This window comes from Klebsiella sp. 2680, assembly GCF_900198535.1.
Lineage (GTDB): Bacteria > Pseudomonadota > Gammaproteobacteria > Enterobacterales > Enterobacteriaceae > Klebsiella > Klebsiella indica.
Genome location: NZ_FZNJ01000005.1, coordinates 26,390 through 47,392 on the forward strand (window position 1 = coordinate 26,390; position 21,003 = coordinate 47,392).

A 21,003-nucleotide genomic window follows, 5' to 3' on the forward strand; every position below is an offset into this window, starting at 1 on the left:
GTCAAATCGTCCTGAATACTAACAATAGCAGGCATGCGAACACAGGTACCGCAGCCGTCAGGCTATCGATGCGATCCAGAATACCGCCATGTCCAGGTATCAGATTTCCGCTATCTTTGATGCCGGCCTCCCGCTTAAACATACTCTCGGTTAGATCGCCGAGCACTGAGGCCAGGGCCGCGACAACAGAACAAACCAACAGCACCGCAGGCGTAACATCCAGTTGCGCCCACCAACCGTAAACCCACGAAATCACCGCCGCCGTTAATAACCCACCGAAAAAACCCTGCCAGGTTTTACCCGGAGAAACCTTCGGCGCCAGCTTATGCTTGCCAAACATCTTACCAAACATATAAGCCCCGGAATCCGCGCCCCAGACCAGGATCATCACATACAGTAACCACAGCGCGCCGCTATAGTGGTCATCAGCATAATGCCAGGCCCGCAGCGCCAGCATACCCCAAAAAAAAGGGACAATGGTCAGGAAGCCAAAAATCAAACGTAATGTTTTTGAATGCCGCCAGAAGGCCGCTGAAGCGGGATAAGTGAGGACTAAAAAGAGTGCAGCGATCCACCAGCCAAATGACGCCCATAGCGCGCCTTCCACCAGCGGTTGATGAGCGTCATAATGGTATTCTGGCATCAGAAAAAGCATCAACGCCAGCAGCAGACCGCAAAGCAATGATAGCCAGACACGCTGGGCCGTTGAAGTGAAACCGCTAAATTGCCCCCACTCCCAGGCGGCGAGCATACAGACAACCAGCGTGACGATGGCAAACCCCGCGGGCGGCAATAGAAAAAGCGCCGCAATAACGACGGGAATTAAGACGAAAGCAGAAATCAGCCGATACTTCAGCAAAAGTGACCCCCATCAGTCATTGTTGCCACCCGGTTCAGTACCGCCAAATCGACGCTCTCGATTAACAAAGGCATGGAGTGCACCTTCAAAGTCCTCTTCCGCAAAGTCGGGCCAAAGAACATCCGTAAAATAGAGTTCAGCATAGGCAATTTGCCAAATCAAAAAGTTACTGATGCGATGCTCTCCCCCGGTCCTGATAACTAAATCGACGGGCGCCAGTTCATGCATACAGACTTGCTGACTCAGCATCTCTTCCGTAATTTGATCGGGTTGCAGCACCCCATCCTGAACCTGCCTTGCCAGATGGCGAACGCCCTGGACAATATCCCAACGCCCCCCGTAGTTCGCCGCAATGTTCAGGGTCAACCCCGTATTGTTCTCCGTCAACGCTTCCGCTTTACGGATACGATCCTGTAAACGCGCGTTGAAACGCGTCGTCTCGCCGATAATACGCAGCCGCACATTATGCCTGTGCAAACTCTTCACTTCGCTATCCAGCGCCCAGACAAACAGTTCCATCAGCGCACTGACTTCCTGCGCCGGTCGACTCCAGTTTTCACTACTGAACGCGTATAACGTTAACGCTTCAATCCCATTATTTGCCGCGAAAGAGACTGCACGACGAACAGATTTCGCCCCGGCTTTATGACCAAAGGCACGAATCTTCCCCTGGCGCTTCGCCCAACGACCGTTGCCGTCCATAATAATGGCGACATGGCGACAGCCATGTGCAGGCGACATTTCGCTGACAGTTTGATTAGCAGACAACATCACGCGTTTTAAGTCCATAATAAGGATTAGCTAAGCTACCAAACACGGCCACAGGTCAGCGCTGGATACGCATTTTCATCCGGTGCCAGTGCTACGGCCAATCGCAGAGAACAACCAAATGCTTTACGCAAAAAAGCCGTGTCTTGCCACGGCCACCGTAATCTTTCACAACAACATGCAACGATCGGATGGCGCAGACTATATCACCGAAGCCCAGCGCCCACAAATATCACAGCGCGTATCAGATTAGCCCCTCATCGTCAGCAACTGACGCGCGCAGGCCCGGGCCATCGCGTCAATGGTGAGCACCTCATCAATACTTTGCGGGTCGTTCAGCGCCAGTTGATCGAGGACCGCCTGGTTTATCGCCGCAATATCGGTGAAGCGGATATCGCCATTCAGGAAGGCCGCCACCGAAACCTCATTCGCCGCATTCAGTGCCGTTGTCGCCGCCTGACCGACGTCAAAGGCGTCCATCGCCAGCTTCAGACAGGGATAACGCGCATAATCCGGCGCCGAGAAGCTCAGATTGCTCAACTGGCAGAAATCCAGCGGTTTCACCCCGGAACGAAGACGCGTTGGCCAGCCCATCGTGTGGGCAATCGGCGTACGCATATCCGGCTCGCCGAGCTGCGCCAGGACGCTGCCATCCTGATAACGCACCATCGAGTGAATCACCGATTGCGGATGAATCAGGACTTCCATTTGCTGCGCGGAAGCATTAAACAGCCAGCGCGCTTCAATATACTCCAGACCTTTGTTCATCATGGTCGCGGAATCGACGGAAATCTTGCGCCCCATTGACCAGTTTGGATGACGGCAGGCCTGATCCGGCGTCATTGCCGCCAGTTCAGAGATCGCCGTTTCCCGGAACGGACCGCCGGAGCCAGTGAGAAGAATCGACGCCACGCCATTCTGCGTTAGATCAGCATATCCGAGATGATGCTGAACGGTTTCCGGCATACTCTGAAAAATCGCATTATGTTCACTATCCACCGGCAACAGACGTGCGCCATTTTGCTGCACGGCCTCCATAAACAGACGACCGCAGGTCACCAGCGATTCTTTGTTCGCCAATAGCACCGTTTTTCCGGCACGAATCGCCGAAAGCGTTGGTACCAGGCCTGCCGCACCAACAATAGCCGCCATCACCTGATCAACGTCGTCCAGTGCCGCAACATCAGCTGCGGCTTGTTGACCGCTCATGACCTCAGTACGGCTGCTATGCTCACGCAGTTTTGTCCGCAGCAATTCAGCGCTGTGCGCATCATCCATTACCGCGTAACGAGGGGAGAATTCCAGACATTGTTCAACCATACGGTCAACATTTTTCCCCGCAACCAGCGCGGCGATGGAAAAGCTGCCGGGGTTATGACGCACCACATCCAGCGTGCTACAGCCGATAGAACCCGTTGAACCGAGAATGGTTAATTGCTTCATGAGGCGTCCAGAAGAAATAACGACAGGATAAAAAAGCAAAACGCCGTCAGCGCCCGCTGGCATCAATCATCAGGTTATCGGACGGCGGTGCCAGCCTTTGATATAACCAAAAACGGCAAAACCCGCCATCTATACCCGTCATACTTCACGTTGCATGTGCGTTGGCAATACTCGCCCTTTTAGCGTTAACGCCCGCGCAGTTCAAAACGGTTAACCATTTTGCCCTGCAACGCGAATGAATTAGGGTATATACGCAATCCCGAAAATTGAGCGTACGGTCTCCTGTACGGCGTTTCAGATTTTACGCAGACGATTACGGCTACGTATCGGCAAAGAATCAGAACTGCATCAGTTCCGCTTCTTTTTCCGTCAGCGCCGCATCGACTTTTTTAATCGCGGCGTCAGTCAGTTTTTGTACTTCGTCCTGAGAACGGCGATCGTCATCTTCGCTGATCTCTTTTTCTTTCAAAAGAGCCTTCACTTTATCGTTGGCATCACGGCGAACGTTACGAACGGCCACGCGCGCCTGCTCTGCTTCGCCGCGAACGATTTTAGTCAGGTCTCTACGACGCTCTTCAGTCAGCGGCGGCAGCGGAACACGGATATCGCTACCGGCAGAGCTCGGGTTCAGACCGAGATCGGAAGCCATAATCGCTTTTTCAACCGCCGGGCTCATGGAGCGGTCAAAGACGTTGATTTTCAGCGTACGGGAGTCTTCTACCGTCACGCTCGCCAGTTGACGCAGCGGAGTCGGGGTGCCGTAATATTCCACGACAATGCCATCCAGCAGGCTGGGAGAAGCACGACCCGTGCGAATTTTGCTGATTTGGTTTTTAAACGCTTCTACGCATTTTTCCATGCGTGTTTCAGCATCTTTTCTGATATCGCTAATCACGTTACGAATCCTTGAAAACTTGTCTCAGTCAGACCAGACGGTCGCACACAACGGCAGTGTGCTAAGTATAGCCCTGTTAAAATAGTGCGGGTAAGCCCCGCGATTCTGACGCAGAATATTACTCTTATTTCTACACAAAATCATTCAAGTTGTATCAAGACGGCGACTGAGTAACAAATTCGCCAGGAACGAATTTGAACAGCCAGAGATTGCCCCCGGTGAGGAACAAAGACGCCCCTCATTTACCCCCAGGCATTTGACTTCCGTAAGCGACAGGGGTGAGCGAAGACAGCCAACGCAGAGACAGCTTGAAGGATGAAGTGTATCACGGGAATTATTCCGTGATTAATGTTCCTTCTTTTTCACCCATCACCACACGACGCAGTGCGCCAGGCTTATTCATATTGAAAACGCGAATAGGCAATTTGTGGTCACGCGCCAGGGTGAATGCGGCCAGATCCATCACCTTCAGCTCTTTATCCAGCACTTCGCTGTACGTCAACTGATCGTACATGGTGGCTGAGGGATCTTTAGCCGGATCTGCGGTAAACACACCATCGACTTTTGTTGCTTTCAGCACAACATCGGCCTCAATCTCAATACCACGCAGGCAGGCCGCAGAGTCGGTGGTGAAGAAGGGATTACCGGTACCCGCAGACAGAATAACCACCCGGTTATTGCGCAGCAGACTGATGGCTTCTGCCCAACTGTAGTTGTCACACACGCCATTCAGCGGAATGGCGGACATCAGACGGGCGTTCACATAGGCTCGGTGGAGCGCATCGCGCATCGCCAGACCGTTCATTACGGTGGCCAGCATGCCCATGTGGTCGCCCACAACGCGGTTCATACCCGCTTTCGCCAGGCCAGCACCACGGAATAAGTTACCGCCACCAATCACCACACCAACCTGAATACCCAGTTCCACCAGTTCTTTGATTTCCTGAGCCATACGATCCAGTATGCTTGCATCAATACCGAAGCCTTCCGAACCCTGCAGAGCTTCGCCACTCAATTTAAGCAGAATACGTTTATAGACGGGTTTTGCATTGGTAGCCATGTTTCTTTCCTGAGACTGTCAACGATTGAGATGAGTTAATTCCGGCGACATTGTATGTCGACTTTCAGCATGTCCACTAGAGCGACTGGCTGATTTTACACATTAAGCACAAAAAGAAGCCGCCCTCAGGCGGCTCCTTTAGAAAATTAAGACTGCTTGGACATCGCAGCAACTTCTGCTGCAAAATCACTCTCAACTTTCTCGATACCTTCACCCACTTCAAAGCGGATGAAGCCAGTGACGTCAGCGTTGTGCTCTTTCAGCAGTTGACCAACGGATTTGCTCGGTTCCATAACGAACGGCTGGCCGGTCAGAGAAACTTCGCCGGTGAATTTCTTCATGCGGCCTTCAACCATTTTCTCTGCGATTTCTTTCGGCTTGCCAGACTGCATGGCGATGTCCAGCTGAACCTGGTACTCTTTTTCTACCACGTCAGCAGACACATCTTCCGGTTTAACGAATTCAGGCTTGCTTGCCGCAATGTGCATCGCCAGCTGTTTAACCAGCTCTTCACTCGCGCCTGTAGCCGCAACCAGAACGCCGATACGCGCGCCGTGCTGGTAGGACCCCAGAACCTCGCCTTCCAGAGAAGAAACGCGACGGATGTTGATGTTCTCACCAATTTTCGCCACCAGCGCAACACGTTCTTCTTCGAACTGTGCTTTCAGCACTTCAACATCAGTTATTTTGCCAGCAACTGCTGCATCCAGAACCTTGTTAGCAAACGCCTGGAAACCACCATCTTTAGCAACGAAGTCAGTCTGGCAGTTAACTTCCAGAATAATGCCATAGGTGCCGTCGATTTTAGTAATGATCACGCCATCAGCAGCAACGTTACCTGCTTTTTTCGCTGCTTTAATCGCACCAGACTTACGCATGTTTTCGATTGCCAGTTCGATGTCGCCATTCGCTTCAGTCAGCGCTTTTTTGCAATCCATCATGCCTGCGCCGGTACGCTCGCGCAGCTCTTTTACCAGGGATGCGGTAATTTCAGCCATTCTTTAATCCTCGGGAGATGTAATCTGCCCGGTTCAGGGAACCAGACAAACTTGAAAGTGAAAAAGGGGCCGCGAAGAGGCCCCTATTTATACACGGTACTAAATAAGGGTATGCCTTATTATTCAGCTTCTACGAAGCTTTCTTCCGCTTGAGAAGCCAGATCCTGGGAACGGCCTTCACGAACGGTAGCAGCAACAGCGCTCAGGTACAGGCTAACTGCGCGGATTGCGTCATCGTTACCCGGGATAACGAAATCAACGCCGTCCGGATCGGAGTTAGTATCAACGATAGCAAATACCGGGATCCCCAGGTTGTTTGCTTCTTTGATTGCGATGTGCTCGTGGTCAGCGTCGATAACGAACAGTGCGTCCGGCAGACCGCCCATATCTTTGATACCGCCCAGGCTGTTTTCCAGCTTGTCCAGCTCACGAGTGCGCATCAGCGCTTCTTTTTTGGTCAGCTTGTCGAAAGTACCGTCCTGGGATTGCGTTTCCAGGTCTTTCAGACGTTTGATAGACTGACGAACGGTTTTCCAGTTAGTCAGCATACCGCCCAGCCAGCGATGGTTCACGAAGAACTGGTCGCAGCTGTTAGCCGCGTCTTTTACCGCTTCGCTTGCAGCGCGCTTAGTACCAACGAAAAGGATTTTACCTTTACGAGCAGCAATCTTGTTCAGTTCAGCCAGCGCGTCGTTGAACATCGGTACCGTTTTCTCAAGGTTGATGATGTGAACTTTGTTACGCGCGCCGAAGATGAAAGGCTTCATTTTCGGGTTCCAGTAACGGGTCTGGTGACCAAAGTGAACACCAGCCTTGAGCATGTCGCGCATGGAAACAGTTGCCATGTTTAAAACCTCTATAGATAAAAGTTGGGGTTATGCCTCCACGTATCCCATATTACCGACCCCAAAGGGCACCCCGGAATATGTGCCGATACGTGTGTGTTGTTACACAAAGTGAGATTTATCGCTTCCGTCCATCTTGTGTAGTCTTCGAATGGAGCAGAAGTCCGGCGCGCTTTATACCACAAAACAGGACCGGAAACCAACAGTTGTTGACGCGGCCTTGCCGTTAATGATTCTCAATTTGGCAGCAGGACACCCGGACTGTTAACATTGATCGCACATCATTTATTATTGTCGCAAAAACGACGCAGCTGGACACTATCCATGGCTATTTCTATCAAGACACCTGAAGACATCGAAAAAATGCGCGTTGCTGGCCGTCTGGCCGCTGAAGTGCTGGAAATGATCGAACCCTATGTGAAACCGGGCGTCAGCACCGGCGAGTTAGATCGTATCTGCAACGATTACATCGTTAACGAACAAAAAGCCGTCTCTGCCTGCCTCGGCTATCACGGTTTTCCCAAATCCGTCTGTATCTCTATCAATGAAGTGGTATGCCACGGGATCCCTGACGACGAAAAGCGGCTGAAAGATGGCGATATCGTCAACATCGACGTCACCGTGATTAAAGATGATTTCCACGGCGATACCTCAAAAATGTTTATCGTCGGCAAACCAACCATTCTTGGTGAGCGTCTGTGCCGTATCACCCAGGAAAGCCTCTACCTGGCGCTAAAAATGGTCAAGCCTGGCATCAACCTGCGAGCCATCGGCGCGGCAATCCAGAAATTCGTTGAAGCCGAAGGATTCTCCGTCGTACGCGAATATTGCGGTCACGGTATCGGCCGCGGCTTCCACGAAGAGCCGCAGGTATTGCATTACGACTCCCCGGAAACCAACGTGGTGCTCAAACCGGGTATGACCTTCACTATTGAACCGATGGTCAACGCGGGTAAAAAAGAGATCCGCAGCATGAAAGACGGCTGGACGGTAAAAACCAAAGACCGGAGCTTGTCTGCGCAATACGAGCATACTATTGTGGTAACAGATAACGGCTGCGAAATCCTGACGTTACGTAAGGATGACACCATCCCGGCGATAATCTCGCACAACGAATGATGAGAAGCCGGCGCCAGCCGGTTTTTTTATGACGGGCACGCCCGATACCTTCGGGCAGCCACAAGCGATTGTTGATGACGGGCGCCCTGCCCGTCCCCCCTTGGGCCGCCGCAAGCGACGTTAAAAATCGCTCCCGGCGATTTTTTATGGGCGATAGTTTTTTTATGGTGACGCAATGAGCAACTCTTTACCTGACGCTGTCCCCCCCGACCTGTCCGCTCAACCGGATAATCCGGGAGACTGGCCGCAGAGCGACTTTAACTGTGCCGACATTAAAGCGCATCTCGACACTTTCCAGCACTGGCTGGGAGAGGCTTTTGATAACGGTATCGCCGCAGAAAAGTTGATCGAAGCGCGTACCGAATTTATCGATCAGTTGCTCCAGCGACTGTGGATTGAGTACGGTTTCGGTTCGGTTAACCATATCGCTCTGGTGGCGGTCGGCGGCTACGGTCGCGGCGAGCTTCACCCGCTCTCCGATATCGACCTGCTGATTCTGAGCCGTCACAAGCTGCCCGATGGGCAGGCGCAAAAAGTCGGCGAATTGTTAACCTTATTGTGGGATATCAAGCTGGAAGTCGGCCACAGCGTGCGCACGCTCGAAGAGTGCCTGCAGGAAGGGCTGTCAGACCTCAGCGTCGCCACCAACCTGATTGAGTCCCGCCTGCTTATCGGCGACGTCGCGCTCTTCCTTGAACTGCAAAAGCATATATTCAGCGATGATTTCTGGCCATCGGAAACGTTTTTTGCGGCAAAAGTCGAAGAGCAGAATGCACGTCATCAGCGCTATCACGGTACCAGCTATAATCTTGAGCCGGACGTCAAAAGCAGCCCCGGCGGCCTGCGCGATATCCACACACTGCAGTGGATTGCCCGTCGTCATTTCGGCGCCACTTCGCTGGATGAAATGGTCGGCTTCGGCTTCCTCACAGAAGCCGAACGGAACGAGCTTAACGAGTGTCTGCACCAGCTCTGGCGCATTCGCTTCGCCCTTCATCTTGAGCTAAATCGCTATGACAACCGACTGCTATTTGACAGGCAGTTCAGCGTCGCCCGCCGACTGCGCTATGAAGGCGAATGCAATCAGCCTATCGAGCACATGATGAAGGATTTCTTCCGCGTCACGCGACGGGTGAGTGAGCTGAACCATATGCTGATCCAGCTGTTCGAAGAGGCGATTCTCGCGCTCACTGAGGATGAAAAGCCGCGGCCAATTGATGATGATTTTCAACTACGTGGGACGCTTATCGATTTACGTGATGACACGCTGTTTATCCGCGAACCGCAGGCTATCCTGCGCATGTTCTTCACGATGGTACGCAACAGCAGTATTACCGGCATCTACTCCACCACCCTTCGCCACCTGCGCCACGCCCGGCGTCATCTGACGCAGCCGCTGTGCTACATTCCGGAAGCGCGCACCATTTTTCTCAGTATGCTGCGCCATCAGGGCGCGGTGAGCCGGGGACTGCTGCCAATGCACCGCCATAGCGTGTTGTGGGCCTATATGCCGCAGTGGTCGCATATTGTCGGCCAGATGCAGTTCGACCTGTTTCACGCCTATACCGTGGATGAACACACCATTCGCGTGCTGCTCAAGCTCGAAAGTTTCGCCAAAGAGGAGAACCGCGGCATTCATCCACTCTGCGTGGAACTCTGGCCACGCCTGTCGCATCCAGAACTGATTCTTATCGCTGCCCTCTTCCACGACATCGCCAAAGGGCGCGGCGGCGATCATTCGATTCTCGGCGCCCAGGACGTGCTCAAATTTGCCGAACTGCATGGCCTTAATTCCCGCGAAACCCAGCTGGTCGCCTGGCTGGTACGCCATCATCTGTTGATGTCGGTAACCGCCCAGCGCCGGGATATTCAGGACCCGGAAGTGATCAAGCAGTTTGCCGAAGAGGTACAGACGGAAAACCGACTTCACTATCTGATCTGTCTGACCGTTGCCGATATCTGCGCCACCAACGAAAATTTGTGGAACAGCTGGAAACAAAGTCTACTGCGCGAGCTCTATTTCGCCACCGAAAAACAGCTTCGTCGCGGCATGCAAAACATCCCGGATATGCGCGAGCGGGTTCGCCACCACCAGCTACAGGCGCTGGCGCTATTGCGAATGGAAAATATTAATGAACAGGCGCTGCACCAGATCTGGAACCGTTGTCGCGCCAACTATTTTGTGCGTCACACGCCAAACCAGCTCGCCTGGCATGCGCGCAACCTGCTGCAACACGATCTCAGCAAACCGATGATCCTGCTGAGTTCCCACGCTACGCGCGGCGGCACCGAGATTTTTATCTGGAGCCCGGATCGCCCATACCTGTTCGCGGCGGTCTGCGGCGAGCTGGATCGCCGTAACCTTAGCGTCCACGATGCGCAAATCTTTACGACCCGCGACGGTATGGCGATGGATACCTTCATCGTTCTTGAGCCGGATGGCAGCCCGCTTTCCACCGACCGGCACGAGATGATTCGCGTGGGCCTGGAACAGACCATCACCCAGCGCAGCTGGCAACCGCCGGCCCCTCGTCGCCAGGCATCGAAACTCAAACACTTTTCGGTCCCGACCGAGGTTAATTTCCTGCCGACGCATACTGAGCGGAAATCCTTTCTTGAGCTTATCGCCCTCGATCAGCCGGGTCTGCTAGCCTGCGTCGGCCAGGTGTTTGCCGACCTCGGGATCTCACTCCACGGCGCGCGAATTACGACAATCGGTGAGCGAGTAGAAGATTTATTTATAATCGCCACCGCAGACCGGCGTGCCCTTAATAATGAGCTGCAACAAGAAGTGCAACAACGGTTGACAGAGGCCCTCAATCCAAACGATAAAGGGTAGTGTGTTTATTCATATGGAAAGAGTTTAACAATGCAGCAGTTACAGAACGTTATTGAGTCCGCTTTCGAGCGTCGCGCCGACATCACGCCGGCAAACGTGGATACCGTAACCCGTGAAACGGTTAACCAGGTCATTTCTTTGCTTGATTCCGGCGCGCTGCGTGTCGCTGAAAAAATCGACGGCCAGTGGGTAACGCATCAATGGCTGAAGAAAGCGGTTCTGCTCTCTTTCCGTATTAACGATAACCAGGTTATCGATGGTGCGGAAAGCCGCTACTTCGATAAAGTCCCGATGAAGTTTGCGGATTATGATGATGCGCGTTTCCAGAAGGAAGGTTTTCGCGTGGTTCCGCCAGCGGCCGTGCGCCAGGGGGCGTTTATCGCTCGCAATACGGTACTGATGCCCTCCTATGTGAACATCGGCGCATTCGTTGACGAAGGCACCATGGTGGATACCTGGGCAACCGTCGGTTCCTGCGCGCAAATCGGTAAAAACGTTCACTTGTCCGGCGGCGTCGGCATCGGTGGCGTACTGGAGCCTCTGCAGGCTAACCCGACCATCATTGAAGACAACTGCTTTATCGGCGCGCGTTCTGAAGTCGTTGAAGGCGTTATCGTCGAAGAAGGCTCGGTTATTTCTATGGGCGTGTACATCGGTCAGAGCACCCGTATTTATGACCGTGAAACCGGCGAAATACATTATGGCCGCGTACCGGCAGGCTCCGTGGTGGTGTCGGGCAACCTGCCGTCAAAAGATGGTAAGTACAGTCTGTACTGCGCCGTCATCGTGAAAAAGGTCGATGCGAAGACCCGCGGGAAGGTCGGAATCAACGAACTCCTGCGAACCATCGACTAAGCAGTGTAAAAGCGGGATATCTCCCGCTTTTTTTCTCTTTGACGCTGGCGGAAATAGATTTTTTCGTTAATTATTCATAGATTACGATGACATCAAAGGTACCGTTATGTACGATAATCTGAAAAGTCTTGGTATTACCAATCCTGATGAAATCGATCGCTATAGCCTGCGACAGGAAGCCAACAACGACATTCTGAAAATCTATTTTCACAAGGATAAAGGCGAGTTTTTTGCCAAAAGCGTTAAGTTTAAATATCCGCGTCAGCGCAAAACCATTGTTGCTGACGGCGTGGGTCAGGGGTATAAAGAGGTTCAGGAAATTAGCCCCAATCTGCGCTATATCATTGATGAGCTGGATCAAATCTGTCAGCGCGATCGCACTGAAGTCGATCTGAAACGCAAGATCCTTGACGATCTGCGTCATCTGGAAAGCGTCGTTACCAACAAGATCAGCGAAATTGAAGCCGATCTGGAAAAACTGACGCGCAATAAATAAGTTTTGCTCTGTTTCCGGCGGGGATCAGCTCTGCCGGGAACAGCAGACTATCTTTGCTCATCAAGCTGCAGCGCGATATACAGCAACAGACGATCGTCAAAACTCCCCAGATTCAGCCCCGTCAGTTCAGCAATGCGATTCAAACGATATTCCAGGGTATTACGGTGAATAAATAGCGCCTTTGAGGTTGCCAGCGGCTGTACATTATGCCGAAACCATGCCAGCAAGGTACGCCGCAACAGACCGTTATTATCCATCGCTTTCAGGCGCACAAGAGGACGCGCCAGCTCGTTGGCCTGCCAGCCGCCACGCAGGCTATCGAGCAACACCGGCAGCATCAAATCCTGGTAATAATAGCTCCGGCTCTCCGGTATTCTCTGTTTGCCGACCATCATTGTGGTCCGGGCGGTACGATAAGAACGCGCGATGCTGCCCGGGCCGGTGAAGAAGTTGCCCAGCGCCACACGAAAACGCAGCTGGCCATTCTCTTTCATTCTGCTAATTAGCTGCTCAACACGTTTGCGGTGATCTTCCGCATCCCAGCGACCAAAAGCATTCAGAGCCGGTTTCAGCACCACCATTTCAGTCAGCGAAACAATGGCCACCAGATTATTTCGATCCGGGGTTGTCAGCGCGGTTTGTAACTGCTGAAGCTCCGCCATCGCGCTATCGACGCCCAACTGGCCGCTATCCACCTCAATCGTCGCGACCACGCGCGGCTGGTTCAGATCGATCCCCAGGCGCTGCGCCCATTCAGTCAGCGCTGGCGTATTCTCTTCCGCCTGAATCAGGTTCATGACCAGCTCTTCACGCAAACGGCTATCCTGGGCCAAAAGATGCATCAACCGTGATTGCTCCAGCATCATCTCGGCAGTCATACAAACCAGTTCGCCATATTTACGTAGCGACTCCGGTTCACCGGTCAGGCCGATAACGCCAACGATTTCGCCTTCCAGACGCAACGGCAGATTGATCCCCTGACGCACGCCGTGCAGATGCCGGGCTACGGCATCATCAATATCCACAACGCGTCCCTGAGATAATACCAACAGCGCCCCTTCGTGCAATTCCCCAATTCGTTCGCGGTCTCCGCTGCCAATAATGCGCCCGCGAGCATCCATTACGTTAATATTGGTATCAATGATGCGCATCGTGCGCGCCACGATATCCTGCGCCATTTTGGTATCAAGATGCCAGCCAGCCATGTAACCCTCCCGTGAGCAGGCTAACAGAATAGAAGAGTTGGCAACACGTCGCATTGTGCATTTGCACAAAGCCGGAAGAATAAGTATGGAGTTGTGGGAAGCATCACAGAACGCCGGAGAAAATAACCGGCAGCGCCCAAAAAGCCCCTTCCCTTCGCAAGAAGAAAAGAGGCTTCAACGACAGAGAACGATTACTGCATCAGCAGATAGATAGACGTGTCGCCACGCTGAATATTCAGAGCCAGAACCGACGGTTTGGAATCGAATATTTTGCGCAGGTCGGCAATATTTTTCACCGGCTGCTGGTTAGCGCCAACAATAATATCGCCTTTCTTCAGACCAATCTGCGCAGCCGGGGTGCCAGCTTTTACGCTGCTCACCACCACGCCTTTATTCTGGCCTTTATTGCTCATTTCCGCCCCTTCAATACCATTGAAGATGGTGCTGGAGTCAACCTGATTCTGGTTGCTTTGCTGCAGTTCAACGGTCACGGTGACCGGTTTACCCTCACGCAACAGCCCAAGCTCAACTTTGCTGCCGACAGGCATCGTCCCCACCTGAGCACGCAGCGCGGCAAAACTGCTGATCGCCTTGCCATTCAGAGAGGTGATCACATCCCCCGCTTTAATGCCCGCTTTAGCAGCCGCAGAATTCGGCAGAACCTGGCTCACGAATGCCCCGCGCTGAGCGTCAACTTTCATCGCTTTCGCCAGTTCGGAATTCAGCTCGGTTCCCATGATCCCCAGTTCGCCACGTTTAACCTGACCATACTTAATCATCTGATCGGTCAGGTTTTTCACCATGTTGCTGGGGATCGCGAAACCAATACCAATGTTGCCGCCGTCCGGCGCCAGAATCGCAGTATTGATACCGATCAATTCACCGTTCAGGTTAACCAACGCTCCGCCGGAGTTACCGCGGTTAATTGCCGCATCGGTCTGGATAAAGTTTTCATAATTTTCAACATTAAGACCACTACGACCTAATGCGGACACGATCCCTGACGTCACGGTTTCACCCAGACCAAAAGGGTTACCAATCGCCACGGTGTAATCCCCAACGCGCAGAGCATCGGAGTCAGCCAGCTTAATCGCGCTCAGGTTTTTTGGATCCTGGATTTGAATCAGTGCGATATCGGAGCGCGGGTCTTTACCCACCACTTTCGCATCAAATTTGCGCCCATCGCTCAGTTGAACCTTGATGGTGGTGGCATTCTCTACAACGTGGTTATTAGTGACGACATAACCTTTAGCGGCATCAATAATTACCCCAGAGCCGAGAGCCATAAATTTCTGCTGCTGGCTACCATCGTTATTACCTGACGCGCCGCCCTGACAGAATGGAGAACCCTGGAACGGCGAACCATCCTGGCAGAACGGTGAATTATCGCCGAAGAACTGCTGGAAGTTACGCGGCATCCGCGGGGTATTAACGGTGGTGCTCCCCTCAACGTTAATGCTCACAACCGACGGCATCACCTTTTCCAGCATTGGCGCCAGACTCGGCATCTGCTGTGCATTCGTAGCCGAAGAAGCCGTTTCCGCCGCGCTCGCAGAGAGAGGGGACAACGCCAGACCTAAACTCAGAGCCAGAGCACTCATTGCTAACGTGGTTTTTTTCATATGTTTCAATCTCGATTTCAGATAATGAATAGTTGCTGTGTACGTGACTATCAGAGTCATTTTATAGCGCGAAGTTCCGGCATGATGTTTCGGCAAAAAGTAAAAATTTATTGTCCATCTTTACAAAACTCATGCTTATTCCACGGCCATCAGTCGTCGATATTCATCCCATGCGTACAAATCAGTCATCCCGCTGATATAGTCCTGAATGAGACGGCAGCGATAATAATATTCCATCACCGGAAATTCTTTGCTGTCTCGCGGGATCTTATTTACGGCTTCGACATAAGCCAGCCGATGACGGGCTGAAAGTTTCTGCAACAGGCGTGATGCGATGGGTAAGCTTCGCACCCGTTCTTTTTCCACCAGCAGACTGAACTCATCCAGCGATAATTTGAGCAGCGGCTGGTAAATATCTAACAAACCACTAATAACGCGGTAGCCCTGCAATTCCAGCTGCTCAACATCAGGATGACTAAACACATGTTTCACTGCGACATTTTTATAAAGTTCAAGCAACTGACTGCAGTCACTGTCATCCTCAAGCAGCGCGTGATTAAAATCGCCGTGAAAAATTCTCGGCAAGTTATCAATAAATCTACGGGCCGCATATGGCGCCAGCCTATTCAGCGTATTGACCCGTAAATACATAAAGAATTGATCTTCAGTGCCTCGACTAAGAGAATTCGCACGCGATTTTTCCCAGGCATTTTCGACAATTTGATTAAACAGGGAACCTTTTTCGTGAACGCCCCAGGCATCATACAAATGTTGATAAAGCTGTTCCACGCTGAAGATCCGTTTTTCTACCGCGTCTTCAAGATCGGCGACACAATATGAGATGTCATCCGCCGCTTCCATAATCCAGGTTAACGGGAATCGATTGTAAGGGGCCAGATCAAGTTCTTTACGCAACCTCGCGACATACTCTTCTTCGGCTAAATAATAACCAGGCTTCTTCATTAAATAATTATGGCTAACCGGCGGTTCGCCGCGCCACCATGCCGGACGAGTATATTTTAAAATACAGCCTACCTGCGCCCAGGTCAGATTCATACGCATCAGGGTATGAACTAAACGAATACTCTGCGCATTTCCTTCAAACCAACATAAATCCTGGCGAACTTTACGGCGTAAGTCATTCAACGGGCTCTCCCCTTCCAGCAAACGCAGCACCTCAACCACGCAGCGATCGTCCGTTAATGGCTGGCTGGCCGCATCGCCGGGAAACAGCCGCTGGCTGAACCAGTCGTTAATCGCCGCCTCACCAAAATGACCAAATGGCGGATTGCCAATATCGTGCATCAGGCAGGCCATCTCAACGATACTTTCGAACGGCCCGGTGAGCTCATCCAGCCCATAGCTCTCGAGCAGCTTTTGCTCTTTCAGACGACTCAGCACCTCTTTAGCGATGTAGCGCCCAACCTGCTGGACTTCAAGGGAGTGGGTGAGACGCGTACGCACCGCTGCGTTACGCTCCAGCGGAAAAACCTGGGTTTTTTGCTGCAATCGACGGATCGCCGGTGAATTGATGATACGCCCGCGATCGCTTTCAAAAATGCGCAGGATTTCATGCTCCGTTTTGACCCCTTGCGGTGAACGGTAGCGGCGATGCCAGTTAATCTTATTGCGAAAATCAATCTTTGCCATGATCTCCCCCGAGCGAGCAATACGTTTCCTTCTAAGCGCATGATAGACTATGCCGTTAAAACCCACACATCGCGAGTAAATCTATGAAAATCGGCATTATTGGCGCTATGGAAGAAGAAGTTACCCTCCTGCGCGACAAAATCGACAACCGTCAGACTATCGCTATCGGCGGCAGCGAAATCTACACCGGCCAGCTTCAGGGCACCGATGTCGCGCTACTGAAATCGGGTATTGGTAAAGTTGCCGCCGCCATGGGAGCGACTCTGCTGATGGAACACTGTAAACCAGATGTGGTTATTAATACCGGCTCCGCAGGCGGTCTGGCGTCGACCCTGAAGGTTGGTGATATCGTTGTCTCCGACGAAACGCGCTACCATGATGCCGACGTCACCGCGTTTGGCTATGAGTATGGTCAACTGCCGGGCTGCCCTGTTGGTTTCAACGCCGACGAAAAACTGATTGCCGCCGCGGAAACCTGCATCAAAGCGCTGAACCTTAACGCGGTACGCGGCCTGATTGTCAGCGGCGACGCCTTTATCAACGGCTCCACGGGTCTGGCCAAAATCCGTCACCATTTCCCGCAGGCCGTCGCGGTAGAAATGGAAGCGACCGCCATCGCACATGTCTGCCACAGCTACGGTGTGCCCTTTGTTGTCGTTCGCGCCATCTCCGATGTTGCCGATCAGCAGTCTCATCTGAGTTTCGATGAATTCCTCGCCGTCGCCGCTAAGCAGTCCACCCTGATGGTGGAAAACCTGGTGCAGCACCTGTCCCGTGGTTAAGTCGTTTAAAACAGCGCTTGCCGTTCTGCTGCTGGTTCCGGCGTGGCTATTCGCCGCGCCGCGAGTGATTACCCTCTCTCCCGCCAATACCGAACTGGCATTTGCTGCCGGCATTACGCCTGTTGGCGTGAGTAGCTATTCCGATTACCCTCCCGAAGCCGCAAAGATAGAGCAGGTTTCCAGCTGGCAGGGAATGAATCTGGAACGCATCGTCGCACTCAAACCGGACATGGTGCTGGCGTGGCGCGGCGGCAACGCGGAACGACAGGTCAACCAGCTAAGCTCGCTTGGGATTAAGGTTATCTGGGTCAAGACTTCGACCATCGAAGACATCATTGCCACGCTTCGTCAACTGGCGCAGTGGAGCCCGCAGCCAGAAAAAGCGCGACAGGCGGCGCAGAAGATGGAAGAGGCGTACCTGACGCTGAAAGCCCGCTATGCCAGAACGCCCAAAAAACGCGTGTTTTTACAGTTCGGAGCTAACCCTCTCTTTACCAGCAGCAAAGGATCGATTCAGGATCAGGTGCTGACGCTGTGTGGAGGAGAAAACATTTTTGCCGACAGCCGGGTCCCCTGGCCGCAGGTCAGCCGTGAACAGGTGCTGGCAAGGCAACCGCAGGCGATTGTCATTGCTGGCGACGCCAGTGAACTTCCCGCCGTTGCCCGCTTCTGGCGGAATCAGTTAAAAATTTCGCTTATTGCGCTACATGGCGACTGGTTTGAACGGGCAAGTCCACGTATTATCCTCGCCGCAAAACAACTCTGTACGGCGCTTGAGCAGATAAAATAATCACCTGCTAACCAGGTGTCAGGAGCCTATCCCGGTAGGCGTAATTGTTGCAGCCAGTTTGGACACGCACAGCGCGGAACAACCGGAGTGTACATGCAGTACGTGAGGATTGTGAGCGCTGCCTGAGGCCAAAATGGCAAATAAAATAGCCTAATGGGATAGGCTCTAAGTGGAAACTAACGATGCTTGTCTATTGGCTCGATATTATTGGCACTGCCGTATTTGCCATCTCCGGCGTCCTGCTGGCCGGAAAGCTGCGTATGGACCCTTTCGGCGTGCTGGTATTAGGCGTGGTCACCGCAGTGGGCGGCGGCACGATTCGCGATATGGCCCTCGCTAACGGGCCGGTATTTTGGGTAAAAGATCCCACCGACCTGGTGGTGGCGATGGTCACCAGTATGCTCACTATCCTGCTGGTTCGCCAGCCGCGTCGGTTACCTAAATGGGTGCTGCCGGTACTGGATGCCGTCGGCCTGGCGGTATTTGTCGGCATTGGCGTCAACAAAGCGTTTCTTGCCCATAGCGGGCCATTAGTGGCCGTCTGTATGGGCGTGGTTACCGGCGTCGGCGGTGGGATTATCCGCGATGTGCTGGCGCGTGAAATCCCGATGATTCTGCGCACGGAAATCTACGCCACGGCCTGCATCATCGGCGGTATCGTACACGCAACGGCGTATTACATCTTTCATGTTCCGCTTGAAAACGCGGCAATGACCGGAATGGTCGTTACACTGACAATTCGACTGGCGGCAATTCGTTGGCACCTGAAGCTGCCAACTTTTGCGCTTGATGAGAACGGGCGCTGAAAATCTTCTCCGGCGGAGGAATATCCGCCGGGGCAAGTATCAGATGCTGAACGAAGACCCACAGCCGCAGGTGCTTTTCGCATTCGGGTTAGTGACGATAAAACGCGACCCTTCAAGGCCTTCAGTATAATCGACGGAACCGCCGACCAGATACTGCAGGCTCATTGGATCAACCACCAGGCCAACCCCCTGCTTCTCGATAGTCATATCCCCATCGTTAACCTGATCGTCAAAGGTAAAACCGTACTGGAAACCGCTGCAACCACCACCGGTGATATACACCCGCAGCTTCAGGTTCGGATTATCTTCATCCGCAATCAGATCTTTTACTTTTATCGCTGCGGCGTCGGTAAACTCAAGCGGCAACGCTACATCATCACTCATTTTATGCTCCCATTGATACTTCTGACCGGTTAAAGAATGACCCGGTCTTTTGAGCCATTATCCAATACCCGAGTAATTCGTTCAAGTATTCTCCCCACCGACCGGCTGCGCCTTTGCTGCCTGTTCAGCCTCTTGTTTCGCCAGAGTACGCTGCAGAATTGTCGAGTATAAAGGCTTGCCGCCGAGGAACTGCGCCAATAGTGTTGCGCCGAGACAGGTAATAATCATTGGCAAAATGAGCTGATAGTTGTCGGTCATCTCCAGCACCAGCACAATACCGGTCAATGGCGCACGTACCGAGGCTGCAAGCAATGCCCCCATGCCGGCGATGGCAAAGGTTCCCGCATCCAGATGATACGCCGGAAACAGCGGCATCGCAGCCATACCGAATGCCGTTCCCAACAGCGTCCCCAGCGCCAGCATCGGCGCAAAGATACCGCCAGGCGCGCCGGAAGAGAAGCACAGCAGCGTGGTAATCACCCGGGCGATAAAAATAAACAGTAGCAAACCAACAGAAAAGTTGCCTTCTGCGGCAATTGGAATCAGGTTAAATCCACCTCCCGCCGCCGCTGGCTGAATAAAGCCAAGAACGCCGCAGCATCCACCAATCAAGCCGCCAATCAGTACCCACTTCCGGGTATTTCCGCCATGAATATACTGGAACATATCCTGGGTACGCAGCACCAGAGTGTTAAACAACGGGCCGATACAGCCAAAAATCATCCCCAGAATCAAATAGAGCCACAGCGTGTTAACCGGCGCATTGCTCAGTTTACCGACTTCAATAATCGCGTTCTCGCCATTAAAAATGCGATAAACAATGGTCGCCATAATCACGCCGGTAAACACAGCTTTAATGGAGATCAGATTGTAGCGAAACTGCGGGCGCATCTCTTCAATAATAAACAGAATACCGGCCAGCGGCGCGTTAAACGCGGCGGAAAGCCCGGCCGCCGCGCCGGTGGCCAGCAGCGTATGCCGGGCTTCCGCACTGCGCATGCGGAAAATATCGACCACCATACGCCCGATATTGCCGCCAAGCTGCACCATCGGCCCTTCACGCCCCAGCACCATACCTGCTCCCAGCGTTCCCATCCCGCCAATAAATTTTACCGGCAGCACGCGCCACCAGCGTACGGGCCGCAGTTCCTCCAGCGCGCCCTCAATTTCCGGGATCCCGGAGCCCCCGGCTTCCGGCGCAAAAAGACGCACCAGAAAATACCCCACCATCGCCAGCAAGCCGGAAAAAACAAAAGCCAGCAGCCAGACCAAAAAACCGTGGTCCGCCACCTCAACCAACGTACCGATACGTATGTTTTGCACCCACTTAACGCTTTTCTCAAAAGCGACGCCAATCAGCCCGGCCAGGATGCCAACTACAGCCGCCATTAATAAGACCGCGAGGGGCGTTTTATCACGCTGAATCAGTCGCCGCACAGCATCGCCACGGCGAATCCGCACAAACTGATGTTCTGCATAAGAGGGGTTTTCTGCTTTCATGCCATTATCAATTATTGGTAATACAAATGGAAAGAGGGCATTTTAGCCGCACTAATCGGTTCCGTCGCCAAAAAAATGCACAATTGC

19 protein-coding genes are annotated in these 21,003 nt (G+C 52.8%); 7 read left to right on the forward strand and 12 right to left on the reverse strand.

Annotated features, from left to right (window positions below):
* Position 1 precedes the first annotated feature (1 nt).
* The 7 genes from cdsA to rpsB all read right to left on the reverse strand — a co-directional run bounded on the left by cdsA (position 2) and on the right by rpsB (position 6,868).
* Positions 2-859, reverse strand: coding sequence for a phosphatidate cytidylyltransferase (gene cdsA / locus FN037_RS19215; protein ID WP_138362025.1), 858 nt, complete (start codon positions 857-859; stop codon positions 2-4).
* Positions 860-871: 12 nt separating this feature from the next.
* Positions 872-1,630, reverse strand: coding sequence for a (2E,6E)-farnesyl-diphosphate-specific ditrans,polycis-undecaprenyl-diphosphate synthase (ispU, locus tag FN037_RS19220; protein WP_142503077.1), 759 nt, complete (start codon positions 1,628-1,630; stop codon positions 872-874).
* 246 nt (positions 1,631-1,876) lie between these two features.
* Complete coding sequence (gene ispC, locus FN037_RS19230; RefSeq protein WP_142502986.1) at positions 1,877-3,070, reverse strand: 1-deoxy-D-xylulose-5-phosphate reductoisomerase; 1,194 nt, start codon at positions 3,068-3,070, stop codon at positions 1,877-1,879.
* A gap of 337 nt (positions 3,071-3,407) precedes the next feature.
* Complete coding sequence (gene frr, locus FN037_RS19235; RefSeq protein ID WP_142502987.1) at positions 3,408-3,965, reverse strand: ribosome recycling factor; 558 nt, start codon at positions 3,963-3,965, stop codon at positions 3,408-3,410.
* Between the two features lie 334 nt (positions 3,966-4,299).
* A complete protein-coding gene (pyrH, locus tag FN037_RS19240) occupies positions 4,300-5,025 on the reverse strand; it encodes a UMP kinase (RefSeq protein ID WP_004098747.1) in 726 nt (241 codons plus the stop codon).
* A 146-nt stretch (positions 5,026-5,171) separates the two neighbouring features.
* Complete coding sequence (gene tsf, locus FN037_RS19245; protein ID WP_138362022.1) at positions 5,172-6,023, reverse strand: translation elongation factor Ts; 852 nt, start codon at positions 6,021-6,023, stop codon at positions 5,172-5,174.
* A 119-nt stretch (positions 6,024-6,142) separates the two neighbouring features.
* On the reverse strand, positions 6,143-6,868 hold the full coding sequence (rpsB, locus tag FN037_RS19250) for a 30S ribosomal protein S2 (RefSeq protein WP_138362021.1): 726 nt from the start codon (positions 6,866-6,868) through the stop codon (positions 6,143-6,145).
* Positions 6,869-7,192: 324 nt separating this feature from the next.
* Between rpsB and map the strand changes: the two genes are divergently transcribed.
* From map to FN037_RS19270, 4 genes are all read left to right on the forward strand, one after another.
* Positions 7,193-7,987, forward strand: coding sequence for a type I methionyl aminopeptidase (gene map, locus FN037_RS19255; RefSeq protein ID WP_138362020.1), 795 nt, complete (start codon positions 7,193-7,195; stop codon positions 7,985-7,987).
* Between the two features lie 175 nt (positions 7,988-8,162).
* Positions 8,163-10,826 carry a bifunctional uridylyltransferase/uridylyl-removing protein GlnD gene (gene glnD, locus FN037_RS19260; RefSeq protein WP_138362019.1) on the forward strand — a complete coding sequence of 888 codons (2,664 nt, stop codon included), beginning with the start codon at positions 8,163-8,165 and terminating at the stop codon, positions 10,824-10,826.
* Between the two features lie 30 nt (positions 10,827-10,856).
* Positions 10,857-11,681, forward strand: coding sequence for a 2,3,4,5-tetrahydropyridine-2,6-dicarboxylate N-succinyltransferase (gene dapD, locus FN037_RS19265; protein WP_138362018.1), 825 nt, complete (start codon positions 10,857-10,859; stop codon positions 11,679-11,681).
* A 106-nt stretch (positions 11,682-11,787) separates the two neighbouring features.
* Positions 11,788-12,177 carry a DUF3461 family protein gene (locus FN037_RS19270; RefSeq protein WP_138362017.1) on the forward strand — a complete coding sequence of 130 codons (390 nt, stop codon included), beginning with the start codon at positions 11,788-11,790 and terminating at the stop codon, positions 12,175-12,177.
* Positions 12,178-12,224: 47 nt separating this feature from the next.
* Here the strand turns inward: FN037_RS19270 and FN037_RS19275 are convergent, their stop codons facing one another.
* From FN037_RS19275 to dgt, 3 genes are all read right to left on the reverse strand, one after another.
* Positions 12,225-13,382, reverse strand: coding sequence for a CdaR family transcriptional regulator (locus tag FN037_RS19275; RefSeq protein WP_138362016.1), 1,158 nt, complete (start codon positions 13,380-13,382; stop codon positions 12,225-12,227).
* 191 nt (positions 13,383-13,573) lie between these two features.
* Positions 13,574-15,004: a serine endoprotease DegP gene (gene degP / locus FN037_RS19280; RefSeq protein WP_138362015.1), complete on the reverse strand. Its 1,431-nt coding sequence runs from the start codon at positions 15,002-15,004 to the stop codon at positions 13,574-13,576.
* Positions 15,005-15,139: 135 nt separating this feature from the next.
* A complete protein-coding gene (gene dgt, locus FN037_RS19285; RefSeq protein ID WP_138362014.1) occupies positions 15,140-16,654 on the reverse strand; it encodes a dGTPase in 1,515 nt (504 codons plus the stop codon).
* 83 nt (positions 16,655-16,737) lie between these two features.
* On the opposite strand from dgt, the gene mtnN reads away from it, so the two are divergent.
* The 3 genes from mtnN (at position 16,738) to FN037_RS19300 (ending at position 19,032) form a co-directional block, all read left to right on the forward strand.
* Complete coding sequence (gene mtnN / locus FN037_RS19290) at positions 16,738-17,436, forward strand: 5'-methylthioadenosine/S-adenosylhomocysteine nucleosidase (protein WP_142502988.1); 699 nt, start codon at positions 16,738-16,740, stop codon at positions 17,434-17,436.
* Complete coding sequence (btuF, locus tag FN037_RS19295) at positions 17,429-18,226, forward strand: vitamin B12 ABC transporter substrate-binding protein BtuF (RefSeq protein WP_142502989.1); 798 nt, start codon at positions 17,429-17,431, stop codon at positions 18,224-18,226. The genes mtnN and btuF overlap by 8 nt, the downstream gene beginning before the upstream one ends.
* A 182-nt stretch (positions 18,227-18,408) precedes the next feature.
* Complete coding sequence (locus tag FN037_RS19300; protein ID WP_138362011.1) at positions 18,409-19,032, forward strand: TRIC cation channel family protein; 624 nt, start codon at positions 18,409-18,411, stop codon at positions 19,030-19,032.
* 39 nt (positions 19,033-19,071) lie between these two features.
* Here FN037_RS19300 and erpA read toward each other — a convergent pair whose 3' ends face one another.
* Both erpA and clcA read right to left on the reverse strand, forming a co-directional pair.
* Entirely contained in the window at positions 19,072-19,416 is a 345-nt protein-coding gene (gene erpA, locus FN037_RS19305) for an iron-sulfur cluster insertion protein ErpA (protein ID WP_138362010.1), read from the reverse strand.
* A gap of 81 nt (positions 19,417-19,497) precedes the next feature.
* Positions 19,498-20,916, reverse strand: coding sequence for a H(+)/Cl(-) exchange transporter ClcA (clcA, locus tag FN037_RS19310; RefSeq protein WP_142502990.1), 1,419 nt, complete (start codon positions 20,914-20,916; stop codon positions 19,498-19,500).
* Positions 20,917-21,003: the final 87 nt, after the last annotated feature.